Origin of the sequence: Micromonospora sp. NPDC047134, assembly GCF_040643455.1 — a bacterium.
Lineage (GTDB): Bacteria > Actinomycetota > Actinomycetes > Mycobacteriales > Micromonosporaceae > Micromonospora.
This window is the reverse complement of record NZ_JBEYUI010000008.1, coordinates 167994-180689: the sequence shown is the minus strand read 5'-3', so window position 1 is coordinate 180689 and position 12696 is coordinate 167994. Positions and strand designations below refer to the sequence as shown.

Here is a 12696-nt window from a genome sequence, read left to right as displayed (position 1 = left end):
CCTCAGCCCTTCATCGCCTGGACCGGCGGGGCAGCCTCGTCACCGGTCAGCGCCTTCTGGGCGGTGGCGGTGAAGGTGTCGCCGCTGCCGGTGAGGTTCGCCTGGTACATCGGCTGGAGCAGGGCGTGGTCCTCGGCGCGGATGGTCATGGTGCCCTTCACACCCTCGAAGCTCCAGCCCTCCAGGGCGGTGATCATCTTCTCGACGTCGTCCCCGCCCTCCTGCACGGCCCGGACCACCATCTGGGCGGCGGCGAAGCCGTCCGGGTGGAACAGGTCGAGGGTGCCGCCGGGCACCTTCGCCTTCGCGGCCCTGGCCGCCTCGGTGTCGCTGGCCCCGTCGAAGTAGTGCGACAGGAAGGAGATCTTGGTGCCGGCCGCCCCGAAGGTGGGCCAGGAGGCGCGGATGTCCAGCCCGGTGACCACCGTGGTGGAGCTGAGTACGCCCTGCTGGTCCAGGGTCTGCCACATCGCCGGGGCGGTGGTGCCGGCCCAGGCCACGAAGAGCAGATCCGGCTTGGCGGACTTGATCTGGCTGGCGAAGGGGGTGAACTCGGTGGCGCTGGCCGGTGCCCGGACCGCGCTGACGGTCGCCCCGGCCCCGCCGATGATCTCCTTGACGGCGGCCTCGTTGGCGTCCCCGAACGCCCCGTCCTGGGCGAACACCACTACCTTCTTGCCGGTCGGGTCGCCGATGAAGGACCGGGCGGTAACCACGTCCTGGTACGACTGCCGCCCGGAGCGGAAGGTGTACTTGTTCACGCCGGTCACCGCGTCGGTGGCGGCCGGGCCGGAGATGAACAGCACCTTGTTCTGGGCGGCGATCGGGGCCACCTGAAGCGCCACACCGGACGCCGTCGAACCGGCGATGATCTTGCTGCCCTTGCCGATCAGGTCCTTGGCCGCGGAGACCGCCTTGGCCGGGTCACCGGCGTCGTCGACCTCGGTGATCTCGATCGCCCGGTCACCGACCTTGTTGGTGCCGCCGGTGGCGAAGTCCAGACCGGCCCGGAACCCTTCGATGTACTGCTTTCCGTAACTGGCCAGCGCTCCCGACTGGGAGTACACCAGGCCGACCTTCACCGGGGCGGCGCTGTCGCCACCACCGTTGGCGGTGTCCTGCGGGCTACCACAGGCCGTGGCGGCCATCGCCGCGGCCAACATCGTTGCGGCGGACAGGAGCGCCCGCCGTGTCGTCCGGACCGTCATTGCCACTCCACGTGAGGACTCAGAGGGAGAGAAACCTTATGTGTCGGCTCACGCTAGAAGTGACATCACCCACGGGCTATGTGGCCCGTGCACACAAGTGGCCCGAGGTGGATGGCTTCCGGTTACAGCCAGGAGAACCCGGCAGCGTCCTCTCGGGAAGACCATGGCCGCATATCCCACGGCCACCTCCCACCCTGTGTCGTCCACCGCTACCCGCCCGACCGCCCCTCGGGCGGGCAATCTTGGACAGTTTCCGTTCTCGGGTAGCGGCAACTGTCCAAGATCTACCTCGGGATTCTGATTTCCCTCCGTTCGAGATCGCCGGAAATCGGAAGATTGTCTGGTGCACCGGTTCTTTCGTCACCCCGTACGGCTGGTGCCGCTCGCTTTCCTGGTGGCGATCGGAATCGGCACCGGACTGCTGATGCTGCCCCCGATGACGGCCCCCCGACACGAACCGGCGCCGCTGCTCACCGCCCTGTTCACCGCCACCTCGGCGATCTCGGTGACCGGGCTGACCTCGGTGGACACCCCGACCTTCTGGTCCGCCACCGGCCTGGTGGTGATCATGGTCCTCACCCAGATCGGCGGGCTGGGCATCCTCACCGGCGCCGCCCTGGTGGTCCTGACGGTCTCCCGACGGCTCGGCCTGCACAACCGGATGCTGGTGCAGGCCGAGACCCTGGAGTACGGCATCGGAAACCTGGGTCGCCTGCTGCTGCGCATCGGTGCGACCGTGCTGGCCTGCGAGGCGGCGATGACGGCCATCGTCACCGTACGGCTCTGGCTGGGGTACGACTATCCGCTCGGACGAGCCCTGTGGTCGGCGGGTTTCCACGCCATCCAGGCCTTCAACAACTCCGGCTTCTCCCTCTACCCGCACGGCCTGCTGTCCCTGGCCCGCGACCCCTGGGTCTGTCTGCCCCTGGCACTGGGCAGCATCATCGGCGGGCTAGGTTTCCCGGCCCTGTTCGAGGCGGTCCGCGAGTGGCGCCACCCGATCCGGTGGGCGGTCACCACCAAGCTGACCATCTGGGGCAGCCTCGCCCTGGTCCTCCTCGGCTTCCTGGTCCTCCTGCTGATCGAGTGGAGCAACGCCCGGACCATCGGCCCGTACGCCGTCGGCGACAAGATCCTCGCCGCCTTCACCCAGATCGCACTGTCGCGTACCGGGGGGATCGAGGTGGTGCCCATCGCCGGCCTGCGGGAGGAGACCTATCCCCTGCTGACCGGGTTGATGTTCATCGGTGGCGGCAGCGCCAGCACCGCCGGCGGCATCAAGGTCACCACCTTCTTCCTGCTCGCCTTCATCATCTGGGCGGAGATGCGGGGCGAGCCGGACGTCACCGTGGGGCATCGTCGGGTGGCCACCGCCAGCCAACGGCAGGCCCTGACGGTAGCCCTGCTCAGCGTCGCGATCGTGGCCGTGGGCACCCTCCTGCTGATCGCCATGACCCACCAGGTGCCGTTCGACGCCGCCTTGTTCGAGATCACCTCGGCCTTCAGCACCACCGGCCTCTCCGTCGGGGTGACCTCGGCCCTGTCCGACGCGGGTCTGCTCCTGCTGACCGTGCTGATGTACATCGGCCGGGTCGGGCCGCTGACCCTCGGCTCGGCGATCGCGCTGAACACCCGGCGTCGGCTCTACCGCTATCCAGAGGAGCAACCCATTGTCGGCTAACCGCCCGGATCCGGGGCCCATCGCCGTGATCGGCCTCGGCCGGTTCGGCTCCCGCCTGGCCGAATCGCTCAGCGCCCTGGGTCACGAGGTCCTCGCCATCGACCATGACGCCCAGCGGGTGCAGAAGTGGTCGAACCTGCTGGACCAGGTGACCCAGGCCGACTCCACGGACGACCGGGCCCTGCGCCAACTCGGGTTGACCGACCTGAGCCGGGTCGTGGTGGCCATCGGGGCCTCCGTGGAGTCCAGCGTGCTCACCGTGCTGGCGCTCGTCGAGTTGGGGGTGCCGCAGATCTGGGCCCGCGCCACCTCTACCCAGCACGCGAAGATCCTCTCCGCGGTCGGGGCGCACCATGTGATCTTCCCCGAGAAGGAGACCGGCGAACGGCTGGCGCACCTGATCGCCAGCCGGATGCTCGACTTCATGGAGTTCGGGGACGCCTTCGCCATCGCGAAGATGCCGGTACCCGCGGCCCTGGCCGGACACCACCTCAATGAGGAACAACTGCTCGACCGCCACGGGGTACGGATCATCGGGATCAAGCCGGCGCAGGAGCAGGGGTACCGCTACGTCTCGGACAGCCTGCGCCTGGGCCCCGAGGACCTCGTCATCGTCGAGGGGACCATCGAGCAGGTCCAGGCCTTCGCCTCACTGACCTGACCTGACCCGACCTGACCTGTTCTGACTGGGGCGTACCGCAGATCCTCAGCCCTTCCGGCCGGGAGGCCGGTGCGACTTGCCCCGCTTGGCCGCCTTGCTCTTCTCCGGCTTGCCCTTCGCCGGGGTGCCCTTGGCCTGCTGCTCCTTCTTGCCGGGGCCACCCTTCTTGCCGTCCTTCTTCTCCGGCTTGGCCTTCTCCGACTTGCTCTTCGACTTGCCGGAGCTGCCCGAGCCCCCCGAACCGGCCTTGCCACCGGAACCGGCGGCGGCCTTCACCGGCTTCGGGGTCGGCGCACTGCCGGCGATGCCGGACACCTGTACCCCGCACTGCTCGTCACCCAGGCGGAACTCCACCGGCAGCGGATTGGTGCCGGTGTAGGTGCCGGTCAGGTTCAGCTTCTCGGTGGCACCGGGAGCCAGGGCGGGACGCTGCGGGGTGGCCAGCAGTGCCACCGCGCGCCCCTGCTGGCGGGCCGGCACCGGGCTGGCCTCGGTCACCTGCTGCTCACCGGGGAAGGCGAAGCGGACCGTCCAGTCCCGCAGTTCCCGCTCCCCGGTGTTGGTCAGGCTCAACTCGGCCGTGAACTCCTTGCCGGAGTCCTTGCGCAGCGCGTACGAGACCTGGCACGGGATGCGCTGCTCACCGCCCATCCGGGCCTGGGTGGGCTGGTCGATGCCGCCGCTGGCCGGGCTGCGGGAGGTCACCCCCCACACCGCTGCGGTGACGGCCATCAGCGCCACCGCGGCCACCGCCGCCTCGGCCCGCCGCCGCCGGTCCAACCGCCGCCGGGTACGCAGACCCATCAGCGGCATGGCATCCGTCGCCGCCGACCAGGGCAGGATGGTGGTGCCCGCACTGGCCAGCGACATCGCATCGGCCGGTTGGTCGGCCGGGGACACCGGCACCCGGGGCACCTTCCCGATCACCTCGGCCAGGGTCCGGGCCACCTCGGCCGTGCCGGGCCGGTCCGCGGGCCGCTTGGCCAGGCAACGGTGGATCAGCTCGGCCACCCCGGCCGGCAACCCCGGCACCGGGGGCATGGGTTCGGGTTCGCGGTACATGTGCGCCCGCAGCATCTGGGTGGTGGTCTCCACCTGCCAGGGCAGCCGTCCGGTCAGCATCCGGTAGAGCAGCAGTCCCACCGCGTACACGTCCGTGGCCGGGCTGACCTGGCCGTTGTCCAGGCGTTCCGGGGCCAGGTAGGCCGGGGTGCCGAGCAGGGTGCCGTCCGTGCCCTTCTCGCTCTCCCCCACCAGGGCGGAGATGCCGAAGTCGACCACCTTCACGCCGGTGGGGGTGAGCATGACGTTCCCCGGGGTGACGTCGCGGTGCACCACCCCCCGGGCATGCGCGGTGGCCAGGGCGGAGGCCACCTCGGCCGCGATGGTCACCGCCTCCCGCCAGGGCAGGGTGCCCACACCGGCTAGCCGGGCGGTCAGCGGAGCACCGTCGATCAGCTCCATCACCACGTACGGCAGGGTCAGCCCCACCTGCTGGGACTCGCCGTAGTCGTACACATTGGTGATGTTGGGGTGGCAGAGCCGGGCCGCGGCCTGGGCCTCGGTGCGGATCCGGTGGCGGAAGGCCCGGTCGCTGGCCAGCCGGGAGGCGAGGACCTTGACCGCGACCTGCCGGCCGAGCACCTCGTCGTAGCCGCGCCAGACCACGGACATCCCGCCCGTGCCGAGTTGCTCGATCAGCCGGTACCGCTCACCGAGCAGCTGCGCGCCCCTGCGTACCTCTGCACCCATGGTCGGCCTTGTTGCCCGATGCGAACCCGCCTACACCTTTCTGAACGGATTCGGTCGCGGATTCACCCGATCAGGCGGTGGCCAGCAGTTGATCCACCGGGGCGTAGTCGTCCGTGAGCACCAGGGCCTCCCCGACGAAGTCCGTCAGATCCCGGCCACTGAGCAGGCTGACCGGCTCGTTGGCGGCGTCCAGCCGGGCCCGGATGGCGGCCAGCGGCAGCGGGGCGTCGGAGGCGACGATGAGGAAGTTGGCCCCCTGCTCCCCGGCCAGGGCCTCCGGCGGGGCGATCAGGGCCACCTGCGGGAACTCGGCCGCCACGGTGGCCACCTCGCTGCGGATGAACCGCAGCGGCGGATAGTCGATGACGTTCTGCACGTACACCCCACCCGGCCGGGTTACCCGCCGGATGTCCGCGGCCATCTCCCGGGTGGCCAGATGCCAGGGCACCACCAGGTGGCCGAAGGCGTCCCCGACCACGAAGTCCCGGCTGTCGGTGCCTTCCTTGGCCACCAGCATCCGGGCGTCACCCACCACCGCCCGCAGGTCCGGCCCCTGGCGTACGCCGAGCAGCCGCTCCCCCAGGTCGACCAGCCCGCCGTCGATCTCGAACACCAGGTTGTCCGTACCGGGCCGGGTGGCGGTCAGGTAGCGGGGCATGGTGAAGCCGCCCCCGCCCAGGTGCAGGGCGTCCAGCCGCTGCCCCTCCGGGGCCATCACGTCCGCCACCGCGCCGATCCACCGGGTGTAGGCGTACTGGAGGTAGGTCGGGTCGTCGAGATCCACGTACGAGTGCTGGGCCGAGTTGAGCAGCAGGGTCCGTCCGCTCTCCCGGCCGGGATCGGCCTCGACCTTGGCACAGTGGTACGCCGTCTCCACGTCACACGGATTCGGGGCGACCATGGTCAGCCCGGCACCGACCAGGCCGAGCACCGCCAGCGCCGCCTTCACCCGGGCCGGACCGGGCAGGGTGGCCCGGTCCTGGCGGTGCAGGTAAACCCCCAGGGCGATGCCGGTGATCCCCAGGGAGGCGGCCAGCCCGAACAGGATGACCGTGCTGGGCAGCGCGGCGACCAGCACGAAGCCGGTGCCCAGGGTCGCCGTGACCGCGCCCAGGGTGCCGATGCCGGAGAGCCGGCCGACCACCTGACCGGTACGGCGCAGGTCGGCCAGTTGCAGCTTGACCACCAGCGGGGTGACCGCCGACAGCAGCATCGCCGGGGCGAACACGGCGACCGCCACCAGCAGCAGGATGGCCCCGGCCGTGCCACCGGTGAGCACCTGACCGGCGTACCGCACCGCCGGCAGGGTGATCGCGGTGGCGATGCCGGAGAGCACCAGGGCAGGAGCCAGCAAGGTACGCGGGTTGCGCTTGTCGGCCAGCCAGCCTCCCGCCCAGGCCCCGTAGGCGATCGCGGCCAGGGCGATGCCGATGACCGAACTGGTCACCTGAAGAGTCACCCCGACGTACGGCCCGACCAGGCGCAGCGCCGCGGTCTCCAGCACCAGGACGGCACCGCTGGAGTAGAAGACCAGGAAGGCGGCGAGCCCGTTGGGCAGGGCCCGTGGGGTCGACGGATCGGCCGATGCGGCCGGTGCCGCGAGGTCAGGCGATGGAGAGTTCATCGTGGGCATGGTACGCAGCGTCGCGACGGCCCCGGGTCAGTACATCGAGAGATGAACGTGGTTCGTGTGGTCCGCGGCGGGACTGCCACTGCCGCCGTACGACCGCCAACCGGTGCCCGGGTGCCAGATCTGCCGGTACCAGATGACGTACAGCACACCCAGCCGATCGGCGTTGCGTACGTGCCAGGCGGCCAGACTGTCCCCGTACGCCTTGTCCCCGCCGGTGGCCGTGCGGTCCTCGAAGCCGTTGGTGGCGGCGGAGAAATCGCAGGCCCGGCCCTTGGGGTGTTCGCCCGAGCCACCGCTGCGGTAGCAGGAGACGTACCGCTTGTAGCCGGCGGCCTGGGTCTGTTGCAGGGCGTGCAGGGTGCGCGGGGTGATACAGCCCGAGGTGGTCGGGTCGTTCACCGAGCAGGACTCCGACGGCCAGGAGCCGTTGGCGTTGCGTGGTGCCGGCTTGGCCGAGGTGGAGTTGCCGCCACTGAACCCGCCGCTGCTGCCCGAACTGACTGCGGCCAGGGCCGCCTCGGTCTCCTTCTTCTTCTTGGCGATCACGGCTAGCTGCTTGGTCTGCTCGCGCACCTCGGCGTTGATCGCCAGCTTGGCCTGGCGGGCCTGCTCACGGGCCTCGGCCAGCTCCCGCACCCGACGGCCGTCCCGCTGGGCCATCATGTCCAGGCTGGCGGCCCGCTGCACGAAGGCCTCCGGGGTGCCGCTGTCCAGCAGGGCGGCGGCGGCGCTGAGCCGACCGATCCGGTACGACTGCGCGGCCACCTCACCGACCATCAGGCTCAGCTCGGCCAGCCGCTCCTCCAGCTCGGACAGCTCCTTGGCCATCTTCTTCTGGCGCTTCTTGGAGCCGTCGAGCTTGCGCTTGGCCTCGATGTGGGCCTTGGCGGTGGCCTCCAGGGTGTCCCGCAGCTTCTTGCTGCCCCCCTCGTTGGGCTCCGCGTACGCCGGCACGGCGCCGAGGCCGAACAACATCATGACGGCGGCGAGCAGGGCGATCAGCGTTCGATGCGAGCGCCGCCGCACGGGCATGGACCTGCGCACGAAAGCATCCTCTCGTCGTCCGCCGGCCCCCCTTGGTGAGATCCACTGCGCGGCGGCGGTCCCCGCCGGCGCCGATCGGCGGCCTGCTGGCGATGAACCGCCGGTCAGAATACCGGAACCAGCACCCCCGACCAGTCCCCCGACCCCCCACACCCGTCAATCATCAACCCACCGCAACCCCCACCTCACCCTCCGCCCTCCTGCCTCGCTGATCAAGAAGTTTTAGTCTTGATCCGGGCTGCGGAAGACTAAAACTTCTTGATCAACTCAACGGAGGTCAGATGGGGAGGAGGGTTTCGTGGACGGTGTGCCAGACCTGGTCGTTGACGGCGACCAGGAGGCCGTGCTCGGTGTCGGCGGGGTGATAGTCCGCGCCGTCGAAGCGGCGGGCCACCCCGCCTGCGGCCCGCACCAGCAGGGTGCCCGGACCGTGGTCCCAGGGCAGGGTGCGCCAGAAGACCACGAACTGCTGGGCCCCGGTCAGCAGGTCCAGATACTCCCGGCCGGCGCAGTGCTGACCCGGCAGCAGTTCACCGACCCGGGCGCCACCGGCCTCGACCGTCCGCCGGGAGGCCGGCGGCAGGAACCTGGTCATCGCCGCGCCCCGCAGGCTGCCCAGCGGGGGCGCCTCGGTCGGCAGACGCAGCGGGCGACCGTCGAGGTGGACTCCGGTCTCCAGCCAACCCGTGGCCAGGGTCTCCGCCAGCGGATCGAAGATCCAGCCGGCCACCGGCTCACCGCCGGAGAGCAGCGAGATCATCAGAGCGAAGGGACGTTGACCGGCCGCGAAGTTGGCCGTGCCGTCGATCGGGTCGACCAGCCACACCTCCCCTTCCGACCGCAGGTGGCGCAGCAGGCCCGGATCCTCCGCCACCGCCTCCTCGCCGACCACCAGCGAGTTCGGCCGCAGCCGGCGCAGCCCGGCGGTGATCGCCTCCTCGGCCCTACGGTCGGCGACCGTGACCAGCTCACCGGGTGCCTTCTCGGTCACGTCGGCGGCGTCCAGATGACGGAAGGACGGCAGTACGATCCGGTCCGCGGTCTCCCGCAGCAGTCCGGCGACGTCGTCGAGCAGGGTGTCAGCCACGCGGCGGCAGTTTCACCACACTGACGAAGAACTCGTCGATCTGCCGGACCACCGAGATGAACCGCTCGAAGTCCACCGGCTTGGTGACGTAGGCGTTCGCGTGCAACTGGTAGCTGCGCAGGATGTCCTCGTCGGCCTGGGAGGTGGTCAGCACGACCACCGGGATGCGGCGGAACTGCTCGTCGTTCTTAATCTCCTCCAGCACCTCCCGACCGTCCCGGCGGGGCAGGTTCAGGTCGAGCAGGATCAGATCCGGCAGCACGGCGTCCGCGTACTGGCCCTCGCGGCGCAGGTAGGCCAGGGCCTCGGCACCGTCGGAGACGACATTGAGCCGGTTACGCAGCTTGTGCTCCTCGAACGCCTCCCGCGTCATCAGCACGTCGCCCGGGTCGTCCTCGACGAGCAGCACCTCGATCGGGCTGTTGCCGTCCGCTGGCGCGGTCATCTCACCGCCTCCTTCATCCCACCTGTTTCGCCGCTACCCGACCCGGCGTCCCCGCCGACGGCCTCCCGCGAGCCGCCCTGGCGGGCCACCCCGCTCCGCTGCGCCCCGGCGGCCTGGTCGTCCGCCTCGGGAACCGAATCCGGGTCAGCGTCCGCGCCGACCGTACCCGCACCCTCGGGCTGCTCGCCTCCGTCGCGGCCTTCCGCGTCCGAATCCGGCGCCACCGCTCCGGCCGGCTGGTCGGCCTGGGCGGCCGTGACATCCTCCGGTCGGGCCGGCAGGGTGAAACGGATGGCCGTGCCCTCGGGTACGTCGGTGTCCACCCAGACCCGACCCCCGTGATATTCCACAATCTTCTTGACGATGGCCAGCCCGATGCCCGTGCCGGGGTAGGCGTCCTTGGCGTGCAGCCGCTGAAAGATCACGAAGATCTTGTCGGCGAACTCCGGCTCGATGCCGATGCCGTTGTCCTGGCAGCTGATCTCCCACTCCTCGCCGACCAGGCGGGCTGAGATGTGCACCTTCGGCGGCACCTCGGGTCGGCGGAACTTGACCGAGTTGCTGACCAGGTTCACCAGCAGGTTGGTCAGCAGGGGTTCCTCGCCCCGGATCACCGGCAGGTCGTCCCAGGTCAGCTCGGCGTCGGCGTACTGCCGGGCCGGCTCGGTCTGGGCGGCCACCTCGGCCATCAGGTTGTTCATGTTGACCTCGGTGAACCCGGCGGTGAGGCGACCGATCCGGGAGAAGGCCAGCAGGTCGTTGATCAGCCGCTGCATCCGCTGGGCGCCGTCCACCGCGAAGGCGATGTACTGGTCGGCCCGCTCGTCGAGGCGGCCCGCGTACCGGCGTTGCAGCAACTGGCAGAAGCTGGCCACCTTGCGCAGCGGCTCCTGCAGGTCGTGCGAGGCGACGTAGGCGAACTGCTCCAGGTCACGGTTGGACCGGGTCAACTCCTCGGCCTGCTTCTGCAACTGGGTGTTGACCCACTCGATCCGCTCCCGCGCCTCGCGTACCTCGGCCAGGTCGGCCGCGATCCGCTGACGCATGGCGTCCACATCCGCGCCGAGGCGCTGGAACTCCGGCGGCCCGCCACCGACGATCCGATGGGTGTAGTCGCCCGTGACGACCTCCCTGACCTGCCCGGCCAGGGCGGTCAACGGCCGCAGCACCATCCGGTCCAGCGCCAGCAGCAGGGCGATACCCGCCACGGCCACCACCAGGGCGGCGACGATCAGCAGGATGACCAGGAGGTTGCCGGTCTGCTCCACGTTGCGGGCGGTGGCCTGCCGGGCGGTGAGAATCTCCTCCTGGAGGGCGGCGACCGCGCCCCGTACCTCGTCGAACCGTTGCCGGGTCTCGTCGGTCAGCAGGGCCTGACCGGCTTCGGTGCCGCTGGTCCGGGTGGTCTCGATCACCGGCTGGGCGACCGCGCGCCGCCACTCGTCCGCCTGCTGCTCCACCGCCTGCAGATCCGCCACGATCTCGGGGTACTTGCCGGACAGCTGCCGGATCTCCTGCGCGGTGGCCCGTTCCTGGGCCAGGCCCTGCTCGTACGGGGCCAGGTCCTCAGGGTCCGCCGTCACCGCGTACCCGCGTACGGCGGTCTCCTGGTCCAGCAGCGCGTTGAGCATCTCCTGGCCCTGCACCCGCAGCGGGCCGACCTCCATCAGCAGCACGTCGGTGTACTCGCGGTTCTTGGAGGCCACGACCGCCTCGGCCACCGCGACACTGAGCAGCAGCACCCCGACCACACCCAGCAGCGCCAGCACCCGCCGGCGCAGCGTCCACCAGCTGACCCCTACGCTCACCGGCCACCGCCCCGGGTGACCAGCAGCATCGCCACGTCGTCGGCGAAGGGGCCGCCGTTGAGCTGCTCAGCCCGCCCGACCAGCCAGGCCGGCAGTTCGGGCAGGGCGACGCGGCGGCCGTCCGGCTCCTGCAACAGTCGGGTCAGACCGGGCACGTCGAGGCGTTCGTCGCCCTCGCCCACCCGGCCCTCGATCAGACCATCGGTGTACATCAGCAGAGACCAGTCCTCGGTGTCGAACTTCAGATCGAAGGCGACCGGGCGCCGTGGGCGTACCCCGAGCAGCAGGCCACCCGGTGCGGGCACCGGGGCCACCCGCCCTCCGGAGAGCAGGACCGGCGGAGGATGACCGGCCAGCCGTACGATGCCCCGGTTGGCGTCGAGGTCCAGGCGCACCGTGGCGACCGTGGCGAAGATCTCCTGGAGTCGGCGCTCGCTCATCAGCACCTGCTCCAGGGCGGGCAGCACCTCGTCGTCCGGCACCCCGGCCAGGATCAGGGCCCGCCAGGCCACCCGCAACTCGACCCCGAGCGCCGCCTCGTCCACCCCGTGCCCGCACACGTCACCGACGATCAGGTCGACCCGATCCGGACGGGTCTGCACAACGTCGAAGAAATCGCCACCGATCAGGGCAGCGTGTCGGCCAGGCCGATAGAAGGTGTGCACGGCGATCTTGTCGGTGGACATCAGTGGCTGGGGCAGCAGACCCCGCTCCAACCGGGCCGACTCGGCCTGCCGCAGCTCCACCTCGCGCAGTCGGCGGGCGTTCTCGTCGGCGCGCTTACGCTCCACCGCGTACCGCAGGGCCCGGGTCAGCAGCACCCCGTCGACCTGGCCCTTGACCAGGTAGTCCTGGGCCCCCTCGGCGACCGCGACGATGCCCAGGTGCTCGTCGCTGCGGCCGGTCAACACACAGACGGCCGCGCTGCCGGACATCTCCAACACCTGCCGCAGGCCGTCCAGCCCCTGCGCGTCCGGCAGACCCAGATCCAGCAGTACGCAGTCCACCCCGGTCATCCGGCGGCGGGCCTCGCGCAGACTGGTGGCGACCACCAGGTCGATGCCGGAGTTCGTCTCGGCCAGCAGCTCACCGACCAGGAAGGCGTCGCCCTCGTCGTCCTCTACCAGCAGCACCCGCAGCCGCTCCCCCGGCGGGAGGTTGGGATTACCTCCCAGGCCACCTCGCGGGTACGGCCACGACACGACGGAGGGACCGGTCGTGCCGGTCCCCCGGTGTGCCCGGGCCACCGCCGTGACCGGCGGGAGTTCGCTGGTGATGTCGGGCTCCTTCCGAGTGCCCCGCTGATCCTGTATTAGACAACGTTCGCACACAACACGACGGAGCGCCCTGGCGTGGCATAGAGGATGATGTGCACCC

The 12696-nt window shown here is 70.5% G+C and carries 10 protein-coding genes; 2 read left to right on the top strand and 8 right to left on the bottom strand.

What is annotated here, in order from left to right:
* Positions 1-2 precede the first annotated feature (2 nt).
* Complete coding sequence (locus ABZ795_RS13245; RefSeq protein WP_327023970.1) at positions 3-1208, bottom strand: substrate-binding domain-containing protein; 1206 nt, start codon at positions 1206-1208, stop codon at positions 3-5.
* Positions 1209-1551: 343 nt separating this feature from the next.
* On the opposite strand from ABZ795_RS13245, the gene ABZ795_RS13240 reads away from it, so the two are divergent.
* Positions 1552-2889 (top strand): potassium transporter TrkG, encoded by a 1338-nt coding sequence (locus ABZ795_RS13240; RefSeq protein ID WP_357530457.1) that lies wholly within the window; start codon positions 1552-1554, stop codon positions 2887-2889.
* A 25-nt stretch (positions 2890-2914) separates the two neighbouring features.
* The gene (locus tag ABZ795_RS13235; protein WP_357530485.1) at positions 2915-3550 is read left to right on the top strand and encodes a TrkA family potassium uptake protein; all 636 of its coding nucleotides are present in this window, start codon (positions 2915-2917) and stop codon (positions 3548-3550) included.
* A 45-nt stretch (positions 3551-3595) separates the two neighbouring features.
* On the opposite strand, the gene ABZ795_RS13230 is transcribed toward ABZ795_RS13235, so the two are convergent.
* The 7 genes from ABZ795_RS13230 to ABZ795_RS13200 all read right to left on the bottom strand — a co-directional run bounded on the left by ABZ795_RS13230 (position 3596) and on the right by ABZ795_RS13200 (position 12452).
* On the bottom strand, positions 3596-5302 hold the full coding sequence (locus ABZ795_RS13230) for a serine/threonine-protein kinase (protein ID WP_357530456.1): 1707 nt from the start codon (positions 5300-5302) through the stop codon (positions 3596-3598).
* A gap of 70 nt (positions 5303-5372) precedes the next feature.
* Positions 5373-6926 carry a fused MFS/spermidine synthase gene (locus tag ABZ795_RS13225; RefSeq protein WP_357530455.1) on the bottom strand — a complete coding sequence of 518 codons (1554 nt, stop codon included), beginning with the start codon at positions 6924-6926 and terminating at the stop codon, positions 5373-5375.
* Positions 6927-6962: 36 nt separating this feature from the next.
* The gene (locus ABZ795_RS13220; RefSeq protein WP_357530484.1) at positions 6963-7967 is read right to left on the bottom strand and encodes a hypothetical protein; all 1005 of its coding nucleotides are present in this window, start codon (positions 7965-7967) and stop codon (positions 6963-6965) included.
* 289 nt (positions 7968-8256) lie between these two features.
* Complete coding sequence (locus ABZ795_RS13215; protein WP_357530454.1) at positions 8257-9066, bottom strand: inositol monophosphatase family protein; 810 nt, start codon at positions 9064-9066, stop codon at positions 8257-8259.
* Positions 9059-9511 carry a response regulator gene (locus ABZ795_RS13210; RefSeq protein WP_013736029.1) on the bottom strand — a complete coding sequence of 151 codons (453 nt, stop codon included), beginning with the start codon at positions 9509-9511 and terminating at the stop codon, positions 9059-9061. Before ABZ795_RS13210 ends, ABZ795_RS13215 begins: the two co-directional genes overlap by 8 nt.
* Complete coding sequence (locus tag ABZ795_RS13205) at positions 9508-11319, bottom strand: ATP-binding protein (protein WP_357530453.1); 1812 nt, start codon at positions 11317-11319, stop codon at positions 9508-9510. Before ABZ795_RS13205 ends, ABZ795_RS13210 begins: the two co-directional genes overlap by 4 nt.
* Positions 11316-12452 (bottom strand): fused response regulator/phosphatase, encoded by a 1137-nt coding sequence (locus ABZ795_RS13200; RefSeq protein WP_327023964.1) that lies wholly within the window; start codon positions 12450-12452, stop codon positions 11316-11318. Before ABZ795_RS13200 ends, ABZ795_RS13205 begins: the two co-directional genes overlap by 4 nt.
* Positions 12453-12696 lie beyond the last annotated feature (244 nt).